This is a genomic window from Stenotrophomonas sp. YJH_SMC_123 (assembly GCF_059368215.1).
In genome coordinates, this window is record NZ_JCAFRM010000004.1 from 267,731 (window position 1) to 290,183 (window position 22,453).

The following is a 22,453-nucleotide window of genomic DNA, read 5'->3' on the forward strand; positions in this document are numbered from 1 at the left end:
CGAATAAACGCCCCCAGGGGACGTTGGGCCGGAAAGCCCAGCGGTGGCGTTGCTTTGCCCAAAACCAGTCCAATCAGGAGCCGTACCGATGAATCGGATTTATCGCAAGGTCTGGAACAAAGCACTGGGTCAGTTGGTGGTGGCCTCGGAACTGGCCTCCTCCGACAGCAGCAGTGGCGGGGTCGTCGACCAGCGCCGCGATGCGACACAGGCCACGCCCGCACTGCTGGCGGTGGCACTGGGCCTGGTATTGGGGTTGGGCATGAGCGGCAGCGCGACGGCACAGTCGGTGCAGATCGGCGGCAGCGCAACCTGCGTTGCATTCAGCGGCAAGCTGCTGGAAAAGTGCCTGATCGAAGGCTCGGCCACGGCCAAGGGCAGCAACGCGGTGGCGATCGGCAGCAACAGCAATGCCAGCGCCGCCAACAGCGTGGCGCTGGGCGCTGGCTCCAAGGCCACGCGGGCCAATACCGTGTCCATCGGCGATGCCGGCAAGGAGCGGCAGATCACCAACGTGGCTGCTGGCACGCAGGGCACCGATGCGGTGAACAAGGCGCAGCTGGACGCGCAGGCGCGCGCCACGCAGGCCGCGCTGGCTGATGTCGCCGCCGATGGAAACCGCTATTTCAAGGCCGACGGCGCAGGCGATGACAGCGACGCGGCGAAGATCGAGGGGCAGGGCGCAGTCGCGGCCGGCGCCGGTGCACAGGCGCTGGCCAACGCCACCACCGCCATCGGAACCCAGGCCATTGCCGCCGGTCTCGGCGCCAGTGCCTTCGGCCAGGGCGCCCTGGCCATCGGCGATGCCAGCGTGGTGGTCGGGCAGAGCGCGGCCGCGTTCGGGCTTGGCGATACAGCCGTCGGCGCCAGCGCGTACGCAGCCAGCGAGAACGGCGCGGCCACCGCACTCGGTGCGTTGTCCGAAGCCACTGCCGATGGCGCGACGGCCGTCGGCGGTGGTGCCGTGGCGATGGGCCCGGGCAGCACCGCACTGGGCCGCGGCGCCACTGCCGCCAATGAAGCATCGATCGCGGTGGGGGCGTTCAGCACTGCCGTGGGTGAGTACAGCACCGCGCTGGGGTCCAACTCGGCGGCGGTCGCCACCGGCAGCGTGGCGCTGGGCGCCGGCTCGCTGGCCGACCGTGTCGACACCGTGTCGGTCGGCGCCGCCGAATACGGCCTGACCCGGCAGATCACCAGCGTCGCGGCGGGCACCGAAGACACCGACGCGGTCAACGTCGGCCAGTTGAAGGGCGTCGCCGCCGTGGCCGATGCCACCGCCAAGCGTTTCCAGGCCACGGGCAGCAGCAACAGTGATGCGGGTGCATTGGCCGAGGGCGACGAGGCGCTGGCGGCTGGCGAGGCCGCCAATGCGATCGGCAAGGGTGCGACGGCCGTGGGCGCCGGTGCGACCGCCGTCGCGCAGAACGCCACCGCCGTTGGCAACAACGCGCTGGCCTCGGGCCAGAACAGTGCCGCGTTCGGCAACAACGCGCAGGCCAACGGCCCAGGCAGTGTCGCCGTCGGTGGTGCTGCGGTGGATGCCGATGGCAATCCGCTGATCACCAGTGGCGGCGTGCCGGTGGAAACCGGCGCCACCAGTGCCGGTGTCGGTGGTACTGCGGTGGGTGCGAGTGCCGAGGCCGGTGGTTTCGCCGCGTCGTCCTATGGCGTTGGCGCATATGCCGCCGGCGCGCAGTCGTCCGCGTTCGGTGCGGTTGCCAATGCCATCGGTGATTACTCCACCGCGCTGGGTACGCAGAGCAATGCCACCGGCACCAGCAGCGTGGCCATCGGCGGCCCGGCCGATCTGATTCCAGGCCTGGGCTTCTTCGTGCAGACCCAGGCCAGCGGCGAAGCGTCGACCGCCGTCGGCGCCGGCGCCATCGCCAGCGGTGATCGCGCGGTGGCCAACGGCAGCCTGACCGAAGCGTCCGGCGCCGAAGCGACTGCGGTCGGCTACTTCGCCTACGCACCGGGCGAGAACGCCAGCGCGCTCGGCGCGCAGACCTGGGCCAGCGGCGCGCAGAGCACCGCCGTGGGCTACTACGCCACCGCACGCGGTGCCAACAGCGTTGCGCTCGGCGCCAACTCCGAAGCGGTGCGTGCCAACAGCGTGGCCGTGGGCAGTGCCGGCAACGAACGGCAGATCACCAGCGTCGCCGCGGGCAGTGAAGCCACCGATGCAGTGAACAAGGCGCAGCTCGACGCGGTGGCCAGCACCGCCGACAGCACAGCGCGCTTCTTCCAGGCCCAGCCGGAAGCAGGCAGCGATGCGGGTGCATTGGCCGAGGGCGAAGGTGCGGTTGCGGCGGGTTCGTCGAGCAATGCGATCGGCGCCGGCGCGGTTGCACAGGGCGCAGCAGCCTCGGCCATCGGTGACGACGCCGTGGCGGTGGGTCGCAACAGCAACGCCACCGGCAATGGCGGTGTTGCCATCGGTGGCCTCGGCCAGGCCTACGACGAGTACAACCAGCCGATCATCGGTGCCGACGGTACGGCACAGCAGGTCGGCACCACTGCCGTCGCCGACGCCACAGCGGTCGGCAGTGGTGCGCAGGCGACCGGTGCTGCCAGCAGTGCGTTCGGCAACGCCGCCAGGGCCAGCGGAGACAACAGCTTCGCGGCCGGCGGCAAGTCGCGTGCGACCGGCAGCTACGCGGTTGCGGTTGGCGACAGCGCCTTCGCCAGCAGTGACGACAGCACCGCCGTCGGTGGCTACAGCTGGGCTACCGCAAGCGGGGCGAGTGCGTTCGGTTCCGGCGCCTGGGCAACGGCCACCAATGCCTCGGCATTTGGCAACGCGGCCTGGGCCAGTGGCAGTGGTGCGACCTCCATCGGTTACAACAGCTGGGCCAACGGCACCAGCTCCACCGCCGTCGGTCGCGGCGCATTCGGTTATGGCGACAACAGCGTGGCGCTCGGCTTCCAGGCGCTGGGCAACAGCCTCAACAGCATCGCCATCGGCACCAACACGGTGGCCGGTGGTGAAAGCGCGATCGCGCTCGGTGCCGGCAGCAACGCCAGCGCCAGCAACGCCGTCGCACTGGGCGCCGGCTCGGTCGCCAACCGCGCCCGCAGCGTTTCGGTCGGCAGCACCGGCAACGAACGCCAGGTGACCAACGTCGCCGCCGGTACCCAGGCCACCGACGCGGTGAACAAGGCGCAGCTGGATGCCGTGGCGGGCGCGGCAGCCACCACCAGCCGCTTCTTCCAGGCCAGCGGCAACGGCGGTGATGTGGCCGGTGCACTGGTGGACGGTGACAACGCGCTGGCCGCCGGTGATGCGGCCAACGCCATCGGCAACGGGGCCACCGCACTCGGCAGTGGCGCCAACGCGCTGGCCAGCAATGCGCAGGCACTGGGCGTCAACGCCCTGGCCAGCGCCGCCAACGCCAGCGCGGTCGGTGCAAATGCACAGGCGACCGCTGAATACGCAACCGCGCAGGGTGCGGAAAGCGAGGCCAGTGGCGAGCAGAGTGCGGCGTTCGGTGCGGCCAGCATCGCCAGCGGTGCTGGCAGCACCGCGACCGGCGTGCTGTCCGAAGCCTCCGGCGAGGAGGCGGTGGCAGTGGGGTACTTCAGCAATGCCAGTGGCAGCGGCGCCACCGCGGTCGGCAGCGAGAGTGTCGCCAGTGGCACCGCGTCGGCAGCGTTCGGCATCGGTGCCGAGGCGACCGGCGGCTACAGCACCGCCATCGGTGGCTATGCACAGGCCTCGGCCTTCAATGCCACAGCCTTCGGCAACTTCGCCAATGCCTCCGGCTCCAACAGCGTGGCGCTGGGCGGTGATTCGGAAGCCTCCGGTGCCTACAGCACCGCCACTGGCCAGGGCAGCCTGGCCACCGGCACCAACAGCGTCGCCGTCGGCGGATCGCTGTTCGGCGTGCTGGCCACCGAAGCATCGGGCAACTACTCCACCGCCGTCGGTGGCGGCGCCTGGTCCGGTGGCATCAACAGCACCGCGCTGGGCAACGCCGCCGAATCGCGCGCTGCCAACAGCGTGGCGCTGGGTGCCGATTCGATCGCCGACCGCGACAACACCGTGTCGGTCGGCGGCGGTGGCAACACCCGCCAGATCACCAACGTGGCTGATGGCACGCAGGGCAATGATGCGGTCAACAAGAACCAGCTCGACGCCGTAGCCGCCGCAGCGGAAAAGACCAGCAGGCAGTTCCAGGCCAGCGGCAACGCCGATGGCGAAACAGGGGCACTGGTCGAGGGCGACAACGCGCTGGCGGCCGGCGATGCGGCCAACGCCATCGGCAACGGGGCCACCGCGCTGGGCAGCGGTGCCAACGCGCTGGCGGCCAACGCCACGGCCGTGGGCATCGATGCATTGGCCACCGGCAACAATGCGGCGGCGCTGGGCAGCACAGCGCAGGCCAGCGGTGAAGACAGCCTTGCGCTCGGCACCGGTGCCAGCGCCAGCGAGCTCGGCGCCAGCGCGGTCGGTGCGCGTGCACAGGCCAGCGGTGCGTACAGCACGGCAACCGGCACCGAATCCAACGCCAGCGGCACGCAGGCCCTGGCCAGCGGCTTCCGTAGTGCCGCCTCTGCCGATGGCACCACTGCCGTCGGTGGCTATGCCGAGGCCAGTGGACGCCTCGGCACCGCATTGGGCTACGGCTCGGCGGCCAGTGGTGCCAACACGACCGCCGTCGGCTTCGGTGCTGCTGCAGCCGGTACCGGTGCCGTGGCGGTGGGTCAGTCCAGCGAGGCCAGCGGCGAGGAAAGCGTGGCCATCGGTGGCAGCACCTTCTTCGGCCTGATCCCGTCGCGTGCCAGTGGCACCGGTGCGGCGGCGTTCGGTGCCGGCGCATGGGCGACCGAAGACTACGCCACGGCAATCGGCTGGAACTCGTGGGCCGCCGGCAGCAATGCCACGGCCCTGGGCGCCAACGCCACCGCCAACGGCAGCAACAGTGTCGCCCTCGGTGCCGGCTCCAAGGCCGACCGTGACAACACCGTGGCCGTCGGCAAGGCCGGTGGCGAACGCCAGGTGACCCATGTGGCAGCCGGTACCGAAGCCACCGACGCGGTGAACAAGGGCCAGCTGGATGCCGTTGCCAGCGTCGCCGACAGGACCAGCCGCCAGTTCCAGGCCAGCGGCAACGACGATGGCGAGGCCGGTGCCCTGGTGGACGGTGACAACGCCTTGGCCGCCGGCAACGCGTCCAACGCCATCGGCAACGGTGCCACCGCGCTGGGCAGTGGCGCCAACGCGATGGCCGCCAACGCCACGGCGGTAGGCGCCGACGCCCTGGCGACCGGCAGCAACGCGGCGGCACTGGGTACCAACGCACAGGCCAGTGGTGTCGACAGCGTGGCCGTGGGCAGCGCTGCCAGCGCCAGTGAACTCGGCGCCAGCGCTACCGGCGCCGGCGCCCAGGCCAAGGGCGCCTACAGCACCGCCAGCGGCGCGCAGGCAACGGCCAGCGGCACGCAGTCGCAGGCCAGCGGTTTCCGCGCCACTGCCTCGGCCGATGGCGCCTCGGCGCTGGGCAGCTACGCCGAAGCCAGTGGTCGACTGGGTACTGCGGTGGGCTACGGCAGCAAGGCCACCGGTGCGAACGCTACCGCGGTGGGTGTCAGTGCCAACGCTTCGGCGGCCGGCAGCATCGCACTGGGCGCAGGCTCGGTGGCTGATCGTGCCAACACCGTGTCGGTCGGCAGTGCCAGCAGTGATCGTCAGATCACCCGTGTCGCCGCCGGTACCGAGCGCACCGATGCAGTCAATCGTGGCCAGCTCGATGCGGTCGCGGCGACCGCCGATGGCACCGCACGCTACGTCAAGGCCAGCGGCGCGGGTACCGCCAGTGCCAGCGGCAGCGATGCCGCAGCGATCGGTTCGGCCGCCAGTGCCAGCGGCGCACGCAGCAATGCGCTGGGTGCCAATGCGATGGCCATCGGCAACGGTGCGCTTGCACTGGGCAACAGTGCCGGCGCGTCCGGTGCGAACTCGGTGGCACTGGGTGCGGGCTCGCGTGCGCTCGATGCCAACGTGGTGTCGGTCGGTGGTGGCAACGGCACCGATGGCCCGGCCGCGCGCCGCATCGTCAATGTGGCCGACGGCCGCATCGCCGCCGGCAGCAGCGACGCGGTCACCGGCTCGCAGCTCAACGTCACCAACCAGCGCGTGGGCGCCGTGGAAACCCGTGTCGGTGATTTCGACTCGCGCATCGCCACGGTCGAGACCACGGCGGCCAGCGCCGTCGGCTATGACGACGCCAGCCGTGACCGCCTGACCCTGTCCGGCTTCCAGGGCACCACCATCGACAACGTCGGCGCGGGCAACATCGCCGCCGGCAGCCGCCAGGCGATCAATGGCGGGCAGCTGTTCCAGTCGCTCAGTGATGCCGCCAGCTTCCTCGGCGGTGGTGCCAGCGTCGGCATGCAGGGCGTGTTCGTGGCACCGAACTACGTGATCCAGGGCGCCACCTACAGCAATGTCGGCGATGCGCTGGGCGCGCTGGACCGCAAGGTCAGTGAGATTGACCGTCGCACTGCTGCCGGTGGCACGCGAGCAGGCGCGTCCAGCCTGCGCGCAATGAGTGCTTCGCTGGATGAAAGCCCGCTGGCCAGCGTGGCCGACGCACCGGCAACGGCCGATGCCGCACCGGCCAGTACCGCACGCGTGCAGGGCACGCCGACGGTGGCCGCGGCGGGGGCGGGCATTCCGGTCGGCACCCCGGCCACCGGCTTCAACGCCGTGGCCATGGGCGATGGCGCGGTAGCCAGCGGCGCTTCGTCCACGGCCATCGGCCAGGGCGCCAATGCCACGGCGGCAAATGCCGTGGCGCTGGGCCAGGGCTCGGTTGCCGATCGTGCCAACACGGTCTCGGTGGGCAGCGAAGGCAATGAACGCCAGGTCACCAACGTCGCCGCCGGCACCACCGCCACCGACGCCGTCAACAAGGGCCAGCTGGACCGTGGCATGGCGACGGCGAACAGCTACACCGACAGTCGCGTCCAGGCCGTTGCCGACAGCTTCGATGTGTTCAAGGGCGAGATCGATGGACGCCTGCGCCACATGGACCGCCGCATCGACCGCCAGGGCGCGATGAGCGCAGCGATGCTCAACATGGCTACCAGTGCCGCCGGTATCCGCACCCAGAACCGTGTCGGCGTCGGCATCGGTTTCCAGGGGGGCGAGTCGGCGTTGTCGCTGGGTTACCAGCGTGCGATCAGCGATCGCGCCACGGTCACCTTCGGCGGCGCCTTCAGCAGTGACGACAGTTCGGTCGGCGTCGGTGCCGGCTTCGGCTGGTAAGCCACTCCATCGCGCCGGCGGCCACCCACGCCGGCGCCGTACCTGCAGTGAGGGCCTGGGGGGAGGTCACGGCAATCCCGGCTGGGCCGGCCGGGAGTCGTCAAGGAATGATGGCCGCAGTGTTGGTTCGATCCATGACCCAGAAGAGGAATTCGACGTGATCAAGAAGCAGAACCTTCGCATCAATGTGCTTGCCGCCGCCGTGCTGTCGATGACGGCGGTCGGTGCCGTCCACGCCGCCGGGTTGCCGACCCGTGAACCGGTGCGCCAGGCCAGCACCGCCCAGCCGGGTACCGAGCGCATCATCGTCAAGTACCGGGCCGGCGCTGCTGCCGCCACCGACCGCTCGGCGAAGCTGTCCACCGTGCAGTCCGCACTGACCCGTGCCAGTCTCTCCGGCGGCACGTCACGCGCCAGCACGCTCGGCCCGCAGGTGGTCCGCAAGCTGTCTACTGGTGCGGACCTCATCCGTGTGCAGGGCCGCCTGGCACCGGCCGAACTGCAGCGCGTGCTGAAGGAACTGAAGGCCGATCCGTCGGTGCAGTACGCCGAAGCCGACGTGAAACTGCGCCGCAGCGAACTGCGTGCCGGCAACGTGCAGCCGGCGCTGGTGCCGAACGATCCCTTCTACCAGCAGAACCAGTGGCATCTGCACAATGCGGTCGGCGGCATCAACGCACCGGCGGCGTGGGATGTCTCGCAGGGCGAGGGCATCGTGGTGGCAGTGATCGATACCGGCGTCCTGCCGCAGCATCCGGACCTGGTCGGAAACCTGCTGGAAGGCTACGACTTCATCAGCGATGCGGAGACCTCGCGGCGCCCGACCAACGATCGCGTGCCGGGTGCGCAGGACTACGGTGATTGGGTCGAGAACGACAACGAGTGCTATGACGGCTCGCTGGCCGACGACAGTTCCTGGCACGGCACCCACGTCGCTGGCACCGTGGCCGAGCAGACCAACAACGGCGTCGGCATGGCCGGTGTCGCCTACAAGGCCAAGGTGCTGCCGGTCCGCGTGCTGGGCAAGTGCGGCGGCTACCTGTCCGACATCGCTGATGCGGTGACCTGGGCCTCCGGCGGTACCGTGACCGGCATTCCGGCCAACACCAATCCGGCCGAGATCATCAACATGAGCCTGGGGGGCGGTGGTTCCTGCGCCAGCACCTACCAGGACGCGATCAACGGCGCGATCTCGCGCGGTACCACGGTGGTGGTGGCTGCCGGCAATGAAGCCGACAACGCGTCCAAGTACCAGCCGGCCAGCTGCGAAGGCGTGGTGACCGTGGGTGCCACCCGCATCACCGGTGGCATCACCTACTACTCCAACTATGGAGCCCGCGTGGACCTGTCCGGTCCGGGCGGTGGCGGCAGTGTCGACGGCAACCCGGGCGGCTACATCTGGCAGACCGGCTCCAATGCGGCCACCACGCCGGAATCGGGCACGCCGGGCTACATGGGCATGGGCGGTACCTCGATGGCCTCGCCGCATGTGGCCGCCGTTGCGGCACTGGTGCAGAGCGCACTGATCGCCAAGGGCAAGGATCCGTTGACCCCGGCCGCGATGCGTACCCTGCTGAAGGAAACGGCGCGTCCGTTCCCGGTCGCCATCCCGGCGGCGACCCCGATCGGTACCGGCATCCTTGATGCCAAGGCCGCGCTGGCCAAGGCACTGGAAGAACCGTGCACCGAAAACTGCGGGCCGGCGGCCACGCCGCTGACCAACAAGGCCGCAGTCGGCGGCCTGAACGGTGCTGCCGGCAGCAGCAAGCTGTACAGCTTCGAAGCCGTTGCCGGAAAGCAGCTCAGCGTGATCACCTACGGTGGCACCGGCAACGTCTCGGTCTACATTGCCCAGGGGCGTGAGCCGAGCGCCAGCGACAACGACGGCAAGTCGACCCGTCCCGGCACGTCCGAAACGGTGCGGGTGAACAAGCCGGTGGCGGGCACCTATTACATCAAGGTGGTGGGCGAAGCGGCATACAACGGCGTGAGCATTCTCGCCACGCAGTAATCACCTCGTGTCGTAGTTGAACGGCCGACGCCCGTCACCCTGTGTGACGGGCTTCGTCTTTTTACGAAAGGTGACCGCAGGGCGGCGGAAATCACGGCTTAACTGCTAAAGTCGGGCCGATTGACAGGAGAGTCACGTGAACGCGCTCGCTGCAACCGTTACCGACGACGCCGAAGGCCGCATCCTGGATGCGTTGCTGGCGCGCGGCCGGCTCAAGGAAGGAGACCTGGCACGCGCGCGGCCATTGCATGCCGAGGCCGGCGGCAGTCTGCTGGGCCTGCTGGTGCGCTTGGGCCTGGTGTCTGAACGCGACCAGGCACAGGCCAGCGCTGAGGTGCTGGGCCTGCCGCTGCTGGAGGGCAAGCAGGTGCCGGAGGCCCCGCCGCAGGCGCTGGCCGAGGGACTTCCGCTGTCGCTGCGCTTCCTGAAGCAGTTCCATGTGTGCCCGCTGGAGTTGGATGAACACGGGGTGCGGCTGTGGCTGGCCGATGCCCACGACGCCTATCCACAGCAGGCCGTGCAGTTGGCCCTTGGGGTCCCGGTGACACCGGTGCTGGGCATGCGCGCGGAGATCGATGACCTGGTCGAGCGCTGGTTCGGCCAGGGCCGCAGCGCGATGGGCGCGATCGTGGAAACCGCGGATGGCGAGGGCGGTGCGGTCGACGACATCGAGCACCTGCGCGACCTTGCGTCGGAAGCACCGGTGATCCGCCTGGTCAACCTGGTGATCCAGCGTGCGGTGGAGCTGCGCGCTTCGGATATCCATGTCGAACCGTTCGAGAGCCGGTTGAAGGTCCGCTACCGCGTCGATGGCGTGCTGGTGGAGGGCGAAAGCCCGCCGGCCAACCTCACCGCTGCGGTGATCAGCCGCATCAAGATCATGGCCCGGCTCAACATCGCCGAGCGCCGCCTGCCGCAGGACGGCCGCATCATGCTGCGCGTGCAGGGCAAGGAGCTGGACCTGCGCGTGAGCACGGTACCGACCGCGCATGGCGAAAGCGTGGTGATGCGCCTGCTGGATCGCGAAACGGTGGTGTTCGATTTCCACCGGCTCGGCTTCACCGATGCCTTCCTGCCGCAGTTCCGCAAGGTGCTGGAACAGCCGCATGGCATCCTGCTGGTCACCGGCCCGACCGGCTCGGGCAAGACCACCACGCTGTACACCGCGCTGAGCCAGCTCAACACCGCCGACGTCAAGATCATCACGGTCGAAGACCCGGTGGAATACCAGATAGAAGGCATCAACCAGATCCAGGCCAAGCCGCAGATCGGCCTCGACTTCGCCAATGCCCTGCGCAGCATCGTGCGCCAGGATCCGGACATCATCATGATCGGTGAAATGCGCGACCTGGAAACCGCGCGCATCGCCATCCAGTCGGCGCTGACCGGCCACCTGGTGCTGTCCACCCTGCATACCAACAACGCAGCCGGTGGCATCACCCGCCTGCTCGACATGGGCGTGGAGGACTACCTGCTCACGTCCACCATCAACGGCATCCTGGCCCAGCGCCTGGTACGCCGGCTGGAGCCGACCCACGCCGAGCGCTACGAAGCCTCGCCGGAAGAGATCGAGCGGTTCGAACTGCGCCGCCTGCAGCCGGAAGGGCCGATCCACCTGTACCGCCCGAAGCCGTCTGCGCTGGCACCGACCGGCTACCTGGGGCGTACCACCATCATGGAATTCCTGGTGATGAACGATGCGCTGCGCCGTGCGGTGATGCGCCGCGATGGCATGGGCGAGATCGAGCGCATCGCCCGCGAGGCCGGCATGCGCACCATGTACGAGGATGGCCTGTCCAAGGCGTTGAGCGGGCAGACCACCATCGAGGAAGTGCTGCGCGTGACCGAGGAAAGCTGATGCGTGCAGGACGCCGGGGCTGACATGCCGAACTATCGCTACAAGGCGCTCAATCCGCATGGCGAGGTCTTCGATGGGCAGATGGAAGCGGCCAGCGAGGCCGAGTTGATCGCGCGCCTGCAGGACCAGGGCCACCTGCCGATGGAGACGCAGCTGGCCGACGCCGGCGCGATCGGCGGCAGCAGCTGGCGCAACCTGCTGCAGCAGCGCCCGCTGCAGGGCGCCGCCCTGCTGCAGTTCACCCAGCAGCTGGCGACCCTGCTCGGTGCCGGCCAGCCGCTGGACCGCGCGCTGTCGATCCTGCTGGGGTTGCCCGAGGACGAACGATCGCGCCGCGCGATCACCGACATCCGCGACGTGGTGCGCGGTGGCGCACCGCTGTCCACCGCGCTGGAGCGCCAGCATGGGCTGTTCTCGCGCCTGTACGTGAACATGGTGCGCGCCGGCGAAGCCGGTGGCAGCCTGCATGAAACCCTGCAACGCTTGGCCGACTACCTCGAGCGCAGCCGCGCGCTGCAGGGCAAGGTCATCAACGCGCTGGTCTACCCGGCGATCCTGCTGGTGGTGGTCGGTGGCGCGCTGTTGTTCCTGCTCGGCTACGTGGTGCCGCAGTTCGCGCAGATGTACGAAAGCCTGGACGTGGCGCTGCCGTGGTTCACCAACGCGGTACTGCAGCTGGGCCTGTTCGTGCGTGACTGGTGGGTGCTGCTGCTGGTGGTGCCCGGCGTGCTGGTGCTGTTCTTCGAGCGCAAGGCGCGGCAACCGGCGTTCCGGTTGGCGCTGGATGGCTGGCTGCTGCAGCGGCGTGGCATCGGTCGCCTCATCGGCGAGCTGGAAACCGCCCGGCTGGCGCGCACGCTGGGCACACTGCTGCGCAACGGCGTCCCCTTGCTGGGGGCACTGGGCATCGCGCGCAACGTGCTGGGCAACCGCGCCCTGGCCGCTGACGTCGAAACGGCCGCCGATGAAGTGAAGAACGGCGCCGGCCTGTCGCTGGCCCTGTCGCGCGGCAAGCGGTTCCCGCGCCTGGCGCTGCAGATGATCCAGGTCGGCGAGGAATCCGGCGCACTCGATACCATGCTGCTCAAGGCCGCCGACACCTTCGAACAGGACAGCGCCCGGCGCATCGACCGCATGCTGGCGGCGATGGTGCCGGCGATCACCCTGGTGCTGGCCTCGGTGGTCGGCGCGGTGATCGTGGCCGTGCTGGTGCCGCTGTATGACCTGACCAATGCCATCGGTTGACGATGGCACTCCCTGCAACCCCGACACTCCGCAACTGAAAGGACCGTCCATGATTGCCCGTCGCCGACCGATCCGCCTTTCCTTCACCGCCGCGCGCAACCAGTCGGGCATGAGCCTGCTGGAAATCATCATCGTCATCGTGCTGATCGGCGCGGTGCTGACCCTGGTCGCCAGCCGCGTGCTGGGCGGCGCCGACCGTGGCAAGGCCAACATCGCCAAGGCGCAGGTGCAGACCGTCGCCTCCAAGATCGACAACTACCAGATCGACACCGGCAAGCTGCCGGCCACGCTCAACGACCTGGTGACGGCGCCGGCCGGTGTCGGCGGCTGGCTCGGCCCGTACGCCAAGCCCGCCGACCTGAATGACCCGTGGGGCCACGCACTGGAGTACCGGGCGCCGGGCGAAGGCCAGCCGTATGAGCTGGTCAGCCTGGGCAAGGATGGCAAGGCTGGCGGCAGCAGCGTCGACGCTGACATCCGCTACCAGCCGTAACCGCGCATGACGCACTTCCTGCCGCGCCGGTTGCCACGCCCGCGCCTGCACGGCAGGCGCGCGGCTGGACTGTCGTTGCTGGAAATGCTGCTGGTGATCGCATTGATCGCGGCGATCGGCCTGATCACCGCCGCCGGCCTGTCGCGCGGGTTCGCCGGCATGCAGCTGCGCAGCGCCGGCAAGGACATCGCCAGCCAGCTGCGCATGGTGCGCGCGCAGGCGATCGCCCGCGGCGAACCGCAGCGCTTCGTGATCGAACCGGCACGGCGCCGCTGGGAGGGGGCCAACCAGCGCCACGGTGAGGTGCCGGCACAGCTGCAGGTGCAGTTCGAAGGTGCCGCACAGCTGGCCACCGCGGCGGGGCAGGGCGTGATCGAGTTCCATCCCGATGGTGGCTCCAGCGGCGGCCGTATCCGGTTGCAGCGCGACGGTGCCGAATGGCGCGTCGACGTCGGCTGGCTGACCGGCGAGGTCCGCTCCGGCCCCTGGCGGGCGCAATGAAGCGGCGCGCGCGTGGCTTCACCCTGCTGGAAGTGATCATCGCTTTCGCCCTGCTGGGCCTGGCGTTGACCCTGCTGCTGGGCAGCCTGTCCGGTGGCGCGAAGCAGGTACGTGACGCCGAGCTGCGCACGCGTGCGGTGCTGCATGCACAGTCGTTGCTGGCCCAGGCCGGTGTCGACGCGCCGCTGCAGGTGGGCAGCCAGCAGGGTGACTGGGAACAGGGGCGCTATCACTGGGAGCTGCAGGTCCAGCCGTGGGTCGAGCCACGCGCCGGCAACGTCGTGCAGGCCACGTCAGCGGGCACCCCATGGCTGGCCGAGCTGCAGCTGCGGGTGCGCTGGGGCGACAGCGAGCGCGAACAACTGCACTGGCGCAGCCTGCGCCTGTTGCCGCCCGACCTGGAGAGCGCGCGATGAAGCGGCGCGCCGCGGGCTTCACCCTGGTCGAAGTGATGCTGGCCACCGTGCTGCTGGCCGGCGGCCTGGCACTGGCCTTTGCCAGCGTGCGCTCGGCGATGGCGGTCAGCCAGCGCGGCGAGCAGATCGCCGCTGAAAGCGAACGCATGCGCGCGGTCGAGTCGTTGCTGCGCAGGCAGCTGGCGGGTGCACTGCGCACCCCGCTGGAGGCCCCGGACCCCACCCGCGAACCCATCTTCTTCCAGGGCGAGGAGCAACGCATGCTGTTCGCCGCCGACCTGCCCGGTTACCTCGGCCGTGGCGGCCCCTACCTGCACGCGCTGCAGGTGGACGGACGCGGTGGCCAACAGCGCCTGCTGCTGGACCTCGTGCTGCTGCAGGAAGGCGAGCGCATCGCCGAGAATCCGCCGCGCCCGCCAGAGGTGCTGGTGGACAACCTGAAGTCGGTGCAGCTGCGCTATCGCGGCATCGATGCCGGCACCGGGCAGGTGACCGACTGGCTGCCGCGCTGGGATGACACCCGCCGCCTGCCGATGCTGGTGGAAATCCAGATCGTGCCATCCCGGGGCGCGCCGTGGCCGCCACTGGTGGTGGCGCTGCGTGCCGGTGGCAGTGGAGGCACGCGATGAGCCGTCAGCGCGGGGCGGCATTGGTGCTGGTGCTGTGGCTGATCGCATTGATGACGGCGCTGGTCGGTGCGTTCGCGCTGAGCGCACGGGTCGAGCACCTGCAGCAGCGCGTGCTGGATGACGATGCACGCGGGCAGGAACGTGCGCGCGCCGGCCTCGAATATGCCCTCCTGCGCCTGTCAGCCGATCCGCAACGGGCGCCCTGGCGTGCCGATGGCCGTACCTACCGCTGGCAGTTCGACGACGCCAGCATCGAGATCAAGGTGCTGGACGAGAACGGCAAGATCAACCTGAACCTGGCCGACGCCGCACTGCTGACCGCCTTCCTCAAGGCGCTGGGCGAAGACGATGCACAGGCCCGGCAGTTGGCCGGCGCCATCATCGACTGGCGCGACGAGGACAGCCTGCTGCAACCGGGCGGTGGCGCCGAAGCGCCGGACTACGCCGCAGCCGGATTGCCCTACGGCCCACGCAACAAGCGCTTCGAGACCCTGGGCGAGCTACAGCGGGTCCTGGGCATGCGCGGACCCCTGTACCGGGCGATGCTGCCGCACCTGACCCTCTACAGCCGCCAGGCACGGCCGGATCCGCAGTTCGCCAGCGCGCCGGTGCTGACCGCGCTGGGCCTGGATGCGGACAGTGTGATGGCGCAGCGCGCACAGCAGGAGCGTGATGCAGATTCCGCTGGCGGCACGACAACGCTTGCCAGCAGCAGCGGCACCTATAGTATCGAGTCCGGTGCCATCGACGGCAGTGGACGCAGGTCGGTGTTGCAGGCAGTGGTACGCAGTGGCTCGGGCGGGGTTCCCGGGCGGACTTACACAGTGCTTCGCTGGGAGCAGGGAATGACAGCAAGATGACGGCGTGGCAGGACAGTCTGCGGCAGGTGCAGGGCCGGATCGGCCCGGGCGCCGGCCGTTTCCTGCGCTGGTGGCGGCAGTCGCTGCTGGCCTGGGTGCCGGTGCGCTGGCAATGGGCATTGGGCTGGGGCCAGGCACGCCTGCTGCTGCTGCACGAGGGCGACCAGCTGCAGGTCTGGCGTGAAGCCGGCGAACGCCGCGAAGCGGTGGCGCGCCTGCCGTGGCCGCTGTCGCCGGTGGAGCTGGACCGCGTGCTGGAGCCTCGCCTGCGTACTCTGCCGCGGGTGTGGCTGCTGCCGGCGACGGACGTCCTGCGGCGTAGCCTGCGCCTGCCTGCCGCAGCGGCCGACCGCCTGCGCGCCGTGGTCGGTTTCGAGATCGACCGGCAGACCCCGTTCGAATCATCCCAGGTCAGTTATGACGTGCGTGAGCTCGGCGCGGGCGGCGAGGGCCAGCTGCAGGTCGAACTGGTGGCGTGGCCATTGCGGCAGCTGGACGCATGGCGCACCAGTGTGGGCCCATGGGCCGATGCGCTGGCGGGCGTCGATGCCATCGATGCGCAGGGCAACGTGCTGCAGGTGAACCTGCTGCCGCCCGCACAGCGCCAACTGCGGCCAGACCCGATGCGACGCTGGAACCTGCTGCTGGCAGTGGCTGCCGTCGTGATGCTGGTACTGGCCGCGGTGCAGCTGCTCGACAACCGCCAGGCCGCCGCCGATGAGCTGCGTGCACAGGTCGAGCGCAGCGCGCGCAGTGCGCGAGGTGTGGCCAGCGAACGCGCGCAGCTGCAGGCGCTGATCGATGGCGCCGCATTCCTGGAGAAGCAGCGCAGCCAGCGCGCCGGCACCGTTGAAATCTGGAACGAACTGACCCGGCGCCTGCCGGAAGATACCTACCTGGAGAAGCTGGCGATCGAGAACAACAACCTGCAGCTGATCGGCCTGAGCCGCGAGGCGTCGCAGCTGGTGCAGCTGCTGCAGGACGCACCGCAGTGGCGCAAGGTCAACCTGACCGGGGTGCTGCAGGCCGATGGCGCGGCCAGTGGCCGCGACCGCTTCACCATGACCGCCGAACTGCAGCCGTTGCCGGCCGCCGCACCAACCCCGGAGGCGGCCGATGCCTATGCCAAGCGCACGCCGTGACCGCTGGCTGGCGCTGGCACTGCTGCTGGCAGTGCTGGGCCTGGCCTATCTGCTGCTGGTGCACCCCTGGTTCACCCAGCCGCTGCGTGCGATCGATGCCGATGTCGCCGCCCTGCGCGAACGCGAGTCGCGCGTGCAGGCGCAGCTGCAGCAGCAGCCGCAGATCGAACAGAGCCTTCGCGCTACCCGCGAGGCACTGCAGCAGCGGCCAGGCTTCCTGCGCGAAGCCACTGCCGAAGCTGCCGCCGCTGCATTGGGCGCCCGGCTGCAGGATGCGGTGGCGATGGCCAGCCCGGGCAACCGCAGCTGCACCATCAGCAACCGCACGCCGCTGACCGACAACCGGCGCGACGCCGAGTTCGTGCGCGTCGCCATGCAGGTGCGCCTGCGCTGCGGGGTGGCCGAACTGGCCACCGTGCTGCACAGCCTGGAAACCGGCAGCCCACGCCTGTTCGTCGACAACCTCAACCTGATCGCGCAGCGCTTCCAGCAATCACCGAACGAATCGGGGCTGGGCCTGGACGTGTCCTTCGAGCTGGCCGGCTATCTGCTGCCGGGCGCTGCCGCCGATGGCACGGTTCCGGCGCCCGCTGCGACACCGGCACCGTCCGCGTCGCCGGCCGAGGCCGCACCTGCGCCGCAGCCGGCGCCCCCGTCCGAAGGGCAGGAGGTGGCCGATGAAGCTTGAGCAGATCAGCCTGCGTACCGGCTTCCTGCTGGCGCTGGCCGGTTGGGCGGCCGCCGTCTGGCTGGCGACCGGCTTCGGGCTGGGCAGCCAGCTGCCGGGTGCCGGCGGTGATGCCGACGCCGCGCCATCGCTGCCATCGCTGCCGCCGCTGGCGGCCGAGCGCATGGCCAGCGCCGACAGCTACAGCGCGATCGGTGAGCGCCCGTTGTTCGCCGAAGACCGCAGGCCGCGGCCTTATCTGCTGGGTGGCAGCGAACCGGCGGCCAGCGCCGCGTTGCGCCTCACCGGTGTGCTGCTGACCGGCGATTTCGGCATGGCCACGTTCACCACCGAACAGAACCGCTCGCTGCGCCTGCGCCTCAACGGCGAAGCCGTGGATGGCTGGCAGCTGGTGGCGCTGCAGCCGCGCCAGGCGACGGTGATCGGCCCTGGTGGCAACCAGGTCCTGGAACTGGCGGTGTTCAACGGCCAGGGCGGTGAGCCGCCGACGGTGCTGCGCGGTGCCAACGGCGCACCGCCTGCAGGTGCGATCGTGGTGCCGCCCTCGGCGGGCGCTCCGCCGGCGCCGCCACCGCCCGCGGCAATCCCATCGCCGTCGCCCGCTGGCAATGCACCAGCGCCTGCGGCGGCCGCTGCAACAACCCCACCGGCCAACAACAACGGTCCCAGTGAAGCGCAGATGCAGGCCATCCGCGAGCGCATCCAGGCCCGCCGCCGCCAGCTGCAGCAACAGCAGCAACAACCGTCGCCGCCCCCGGGCGATGGCACCAACCGATAGAGTGAATGCATGAACCTGCGTTTTCTTCCCTGGTCCTTTGCCCTCGCGCTGCTGGTCGGCTGCAGTACGGTGTCCGCGCCGCACGTGCAGCGCAACGGCAATCTGTCGCCCAGCGCCGACGCCGGCCAGGCAGCCGATGTCGCTGCCGATGCCGCCCGTGAAAGCCAGGGGGCACCGCAGGCGGTGATCCGCCGCGGCACCGGCACCATGATCAACCGCGAGGCCGCGCGTGCGCCGGCACCGGCGCTGCACGGTGCCAGTACCGGCGAGGCGACCTTCAACTTCGAAGGCGAATCGCTGCATGCGGTGGTCAAGGCCATCCTTGGTGACATGCTTGGCCAGAACTACGTGATCGCGCCAGGCGTGCAGGGCACGGTCACCCTGGCCACGCCCAAGCCGGTATCGCCGGCGCAGGCACTGAACCTGCTGGAGATGGTGCTGGGCTGGAACAACGCGCGGATGGTCTACAGCGGTGGGCGCTACAACATCGTCGCCGCCGACCAGGCGCTGGCCGGCACGGTCGCGCCAAGCACGGCACCCGCGGCCAGCGCGCGCGGCTTCGAAGTCCGTGTGGTCCCGCTGCAGTTCATCTCCGCCACCGAAATGAAGAAGGTGCTGGAGCCGTACGCGCGCCCCAACGCCATCGTCAACGTGGACAGTGGCCGCAACGTGATCACCCTGGGGGGTACCCGCGCGGAACTGGAAAACTACCTGCGCACCGTCGAGATCTTCGACGTCGACTGGTTGTCGGGCATGTCGGTGGGCGTGTTCCCGATCCAGTCGGGCAAGGCCGAGCAGGTCGCGGCCGACCTGGAAAAGGTGTTCGGCGAAGAGAGCAAGACGCCCAGCGCCGGCATGTTCCGTTTCCTGCCGCTGGAGAATGCCAACGCCGTGTTGGTGATCACGCCGCAGGTGCGCTACCTGGACCAGATCCAGCAGTGGCTGGATCGCATCGACACCGCTGGTGGCAGCGCCCGCCTGTTCTCCTACGAGCTGCGCTACATCAAGGCGCGCGACCTGGCCGAGCGCCTCAGCGAGGCCTTCGCCAGCAGTGGCAACCGCGGCGGCTCCAGCCCGGCCTCGCTGGCACCGGGCGCCATTCCGTCGCAGCTGGGCGGCGACGGCGACCGTGGCATGGACAACAGCAGCAGCAACCTGGGTTCGACGCTGGGCGGAACCAGTGGTAGTGGCAGTGGCAGCAGCAATGGCAGCCTGAACCTGCCGCAGCGCCAGCCCGGCAACGTCAGTGTCAGCCTGGAAGTGGAGGGCGACCGCGTCGGCGTGTCGGCGGTGGAGGAAACCAACACCCTGCTGGTGCGCTCGACGCCGCAGGCGTGGCGCTCGATCCGCGAGGTGATCGAGAAGCTGGACGTGATGCCGCTGCAGGTACACATCGAGGCACAGGTGGCCGAAGTCGCGCTGACCGGTGACCTGAAGTACGGCGTGAACTGGTTCTTCGACAATGCCGTGGCTGGTCGCGCGCTCACCGGAGCCCTGGCGGGCCTGACCCTGCCGCCGGCTGCAGGTGGTTCGTGGAACACTTTCGCCGGCGGCGTCACCGGCAATGACGGTGTGGGCTGGGCCTTCACCGGCCACAACGCGGCCGCGGTGGTCAGTGCACTGGACAAGGTGACCGACCTGCGCCTGCTGCAGACGCCGTCGGTGTTCGTCCGCAACAACGCCGAGGCCACGCTCAACGTCGGCGACAAGGTGCCGATCAACACCACCACGGTGAACACCGGCGTGGGCACCAGCACCTACAGCTCGGTGCAGTACATCGACACCGGCGTGATCCTCAAGGTGCGCCCGCGCGTGACCCGCGACGGCACCGTGTTCCTGGACATCGTGCAGGAAGTCAGCAGCGCCTCGGACGTGCCGGAGGCCTGCAACCCGACCGAGCGCAACTGCAACCCGCGCATCTCGACCAAGAAGCTGTCCACCGAAGCGGCGGTGCAGAGCGGTGACACCATCATGCTGGCGGGCCTGATCACCGATTCGGCCACCGACGGCAGCAGCGGCATCCCGGGGTTGAGCAGGATTCCGGTGGTCGGTGCGTTGTTCGGGCAGAAGACCCGCACCAGCCGTCGTTCGGAAGTGATCGTGCTGCTGACCCCGACCATCGTGCGCAACAGCCAGGAATCGCGCAACCTGACCGACGAGTACAGCAAGCGCTTCCGCGCGATGGAGCCGCTGAACCAGCCGCGCGCGAAGAAGTAAGGGGTTTCGGCCGGGCGGCGCCCCGGCACCCGCCGAGGCCGGAGCAACGGCAACGGCCAAAGCGAAAGCAACAGCAACAGCAACAGCAACAGCGGGTTTACTGAGGGAGGGTGGGTCGGCGTGGGGTGGCAGGACACGCCGTAAACCCGTCCCTGGGGGCTCGATGGCGCCATCCATGGCGCCAACGGTCCTGCCACCCCACGCCGACCCACCTCTGACAGAGTCCCGCGGCTGTTGGTAGGTGTCGACCTTGGTCGACACGGTAGATCCGCGCCATGCGTGGATGACTGTCTGTCAGATTTCGAAATCAGAAAATGGGGTCAGATCCGTTTTCCTCTGGAAAACGGATCTGACCCCAGGCTTTGCCGACAGATCGCAGAAATCTGTCGAAGGCGGGGTGGGTCTGGTTGCGGGGGCGTGAGCCGCATGGATGCGGCGACCGAGCTTACATGGACGTACTTGCAGCGTCCCCCGCAACCGGACCCACCCCGCCATCCCACGGATGGCCGGCTTCTGCTGTTGCTTCGGCTTCGGCTCCAGCTCCAGCCTCCGCGGGTGCCGGGTGCAACCCGGCCGATACCCTCCCGGTGCTACGCTGTGGCCACCGACAACCACGGAGGCGGGATGGGGGCGATCGTGTTGTTGCCGCTGTGCGTGGACGATGCCGCACTCGACCGCTGCCTGGCCGCGCTGGATGCCGGCACGGCGCCAGGGACCGCGGTCTGGTTGGCCGATGACGCACAGACCGGGCCACGCGCGCAGGCGGTGGTGGAACACTGGCTGGCGCATACGCCGCTGCAGGCCGAGTACACCCGGCGCGCGCGGCCACTGGGCGAAGTCGCCCATCTGGACGAGATGCTGCGCGCCTGCGATGGCCTGGACGTGGCCGTGCTGGCGCCGGACAGCGTGCCATCACCCGGCTGGTTGCAGCAGTTGCAGGATGCCTTCGCCCGCGATGCCGCGATCGCCACCGCAACCCCCTGGTGCAATGCCGGCGAGACCGCCGCGTGGCCACGGCTGGGCGAGATCAATCCCGAGCCGCAGGACCCGGTCCTGCTGGCGCACACCTGCGCGACGCTGCCGACGCTTCACCCGGAGCTGCCATCGGCGGTCACCCACGCGGTGCTGGTGCGCGGCAACGCGCGCCGTCGCGCTGGCGGCCTGGACGTGGACAGCTACGCTGGCTGGAACGCGGCACTGGTCGACCTCAGCCTGCGCATGGCCGGCCTTGGCTGGCGCAACGTGCTGTGCGAGACCGCCTTCGTCAGCCGGGCAGGGGAGGCGGTCAGCCGCGATGGCGATCTGGAGGCCCTGGCCGCGCGCTGGCCGGCCTGGGTACCGCGGCTGGCCGATTTCCTGATGCACGACCCGCTGCACGGGCTGCGCGCCGACCTGCAGCAGCGCATGCGGCAGGCGATAATGCCGAAGGAACAGGGCGACCTGTTCGTCCCGTCAGTGCCGGAGCCACCCGTTTGAATGTTGCCATCGCCGCCATCGTCGTCACTTACCAGAGTGGGAGCACCATCGATGCCTGCCTCTCGCGCCTGCGCCAGGCGCAGGATGTGGCCGAGATCCGGGTGATCGACAATGGTTCGCTGGATGGCACCCTGGACATCGTGCAGCGGCATGCCAGCCACGATCCACGCGTGCGCTTCGTCGGCAACCCGGACAATCCCGGCTTCGCCGCCGCCAACAACCAGGGCGTGGCCGACTCGCACAGCCCGTGGCTGGCCTTCATCAACCCGGACCTGATGGTCGAGCCGGACACGCTGGCCGAACTGCGCTCCCGCGCCGAAGCGCTGGGCGACTGCCTGCTGGGCGTTGAACAGGTGGACGAGCATGGCCATGCCGACGAGGCGGTGCGCCGCCGCGACCCGGATTTCCTGAGGATGCTGCGTTCGCCCGGCAAGGGCTCGAAGCTGGCGGTTCCGCGTGAGCCGCACCAGGCACTGCAGCGGGTGCCGGCACTATCCGGCGCACTGCTGATGATGCCGCGCGCGCTGTTCGACCGTATCGGTGGCTGGGACGCGGGCTATCGCCTGCACGCCGAGGACCTGGACCTGTGCCGGCGCGCGCGCGAAGCCGGCGCGGTGGTAGCGATCGCCAACGACCTGCAGGTTACCCATGTGCGCGGTGTCTCCAGCCGCTCGCGGCCGTTCTTCGTGGAATGGCACAAGCACAGGGGGCTGTGGCGCTACTTCCAGAAGTTCGAGGCCAGGCAGCGTTCGCTGCCGGTGCGCGCGGCGGTATGGGCTGCGATCTGGGTGCATGCGCTGATGCTGGTGCCGCGCCTGCTGCGCAGGTCGTTGTAGAGCCGAGCCCACGCTCGGCTGCATGGAAAG

15 protein-coding genes are annotated in these 22,453 nt (G+C 69.5%); all 15 read left to right on the plus strand.

Annotated elements, in window-relative coordinates:
• Positions 1–88: 88 nt before the first annotated feature.
• The 15 genes from AC5P5W_RS11780 (at position 89) to AC5P5W_RS11850 (ending at position 22,423) form a co-directional block, all read left to right on the plus strand.
• Positions 89–7,273: an ESPR-type extended signal peptide-containing protein gene (locus AC5P5W_RS11780; protein WP_197574951.1), complete on the plus strand. Its 7,185-nt coding sequence runs from the start codon at positions 89–91 to the stop codon at positions 7,271–7,273.
• A 157-nt stretch (positions 7,274–7,430) separates the two neighbouring features.
• Positions 7,431–9,284: a S8 family peptidase gene (locus AC5P5W_RS11785; protein WP_142235425.1), complete on the plus strand. Its 1,854-nt coding sequence runs from the start codon at positions 7,431–7,433 to the stop codon at positions 9,282–9,284.
• Positions 9,285–9,420: 136 nt separating this feature from the next.
• Entirely contained in the window at positions 9,421–11,142 is a 1,722-nt protein-coding gene (gspE, locus tag AC5P5W_RS11790; protein WP_014035931.1) for a type II secretion system ATPase GspE, read from the plus strand.
• Between the two features lie 24 nt (positions 11,143–11,166).
• Positions 11,167–12,387 carry a type II secretion system protein XpsF gene (gene xpsF / locus AC5P5W_RS11795; RefSeq protein WP_032956504.1) on the plus strand — a complete coding sequence of 407 codons (1,221 nt, stop codon included), beginning with the start codon at positions 11,167–11,169 and terminating at the stop codon, positions 12,385–12,387.
• 49 nt (positions 12,388–12,436) lie between these two features.
• Positions 12,437–12,880: a type II secretion system major pseudopilin GspG gene (gspG, locus tag AC5P5W_RS11800; protein ID WP_014645890.1), complete on the plus strand. Its 444-nt coding sequence runs from the start codon at positions 12,437–12,439 to the stop codon at positions 12,878–12,880.
• Between the two features lie 6 nt (positions 12,881–12,886).
• A complete protein-coding gene (gene xpsH / locus AC5P5W_RS11805; protein ID WP_014645891.1) occupies positions 12,887–13,381 on the plus strand; it encodes a type II secretion system protein XpsH in 495 nt (164 codons plus the stop codon).
• Positions 13,378–13,797 (plus strand): type II secretion system protein XpsI, encoded by a 420-nt coding sequence (gene xpsI / locus AC5P5W_RS11810; RefSeq protein WP_111205445.1) that lies wholly within the window; start codon positions 13,378–13,380, stop codon positions 13,795–13,797. Before xpsH ends, xpsI begins: the two co-directional genes overlap by 4 nt.
• Positions 13,794–14,426 (plus strand): type II secretion system protein J, encoded by a 633-nt coding sequence (locus tag AC5P5W_RS11815; RefSeq protein ID WP_100449328.1) that lies wholly within the window; start codon positions 13,794–13,796, stop codon positions 14,424–14,426. Before xpsI ends, AC5P5W_RS11815 begins: the two co-directional genes overlap by 4 nt.
• Positions 14,423–15,286, plus strand: a complete 864-nt coding sequence (locus AC5P5W_RS11820) for a type II secretion system minor pseudopilin (RefSeq protein WP_046428741.1) — start codon at positions 14,423–14,425, stop codon at positions 15,284–15,286. The genes AC5P5W_RS11815 and AC5P5W_RS11820 overlap by 4 nt, the downstream gene beginning before the upstream one ends.
• Positions 15,283–16,428 carry a PilN domain-containing protein gene (locus tag AC5P5W_RS11825; RefSeq protein ID WP_197574949.1) on the plus strand — a complete coding sequence of 382 codons (1,146 nt, stop codon included), beginning with the start codon at positions 15,283–15,285 and terminating at the stop codon, positions 16,426–16,428. The genes AC5P5W_RS11820 and AC5P5W_RS11825 overlap by 4 nt, the downstream gene beginning before the upstream one ends.
• Positions 16,403–17,116, plus strand: a complete 714-nt coding sequence (gene gspM, locus AC5P5W_RS11830) for a type II secretion system protein GspM (RefSeq protein ID WP_197574947.1) — start codon at positions 16,403–16,405, stop codon at positions 17,114–17,116. The genes AC5P5W_RS11825 and gspM overlap by 26 nt, the downstream gene beginning before the upstream one ends.
• Complete coding sequence (locus AC5P5W_RS11835) at positions 17,106–17,894, plus strand: type II secretion system protein, XpsN-like (protein ID WP_014645897.1); 789 nt, start codon at positions 17,106–17,108, stop codon at positions 17,892–17,894. Before gspM ends, AC5P5W_RS11835 begins: the two co-directional genes overlap by 11 nt.
• Positions 17,895–17,903: 9 nt before the next feature.
• Positions 17,904–20,111: a type II secretion system secretin GspD gene (gspD, locus tag AC5P5W_RS11840; RefSeq protein ID WP_014645898.1), complete on the plus strand. Its 2,208-nt coding sequence runs from the start codon at positions 17,904–17,906 to the stop codon at positions 20,109–20,111.
• A gap of 624 nt (positions 20,112–20,735) precedes the next feature.
• Entirely contained in the window at positions 20,736–21,587 is an 852-nt protein-coding gene (locus tag AC5P5W_RS11845; RefSeq protein WP_046428748.1) for a glycosyltransferase family 2 protein, read from the plus strand.
• On the plus strand, positions 21,584–22,423 hold the full coding sequence (locus tag AC5P5W_RS11850) for a glycosyltransferase family 2 protein (RefSeq protein WP_032962463.1): 840 nt from the start codon (positions 21,584–21,586) through the stop codon (positions 22,421–22,423). Before AC5P5W_RS11845 ends, AC5P5W_RS11850 begins: the two co-directional genes overlap by 4 nt.
• Positions 22,424–22,453: the final 30 nt, after the last annotated feature.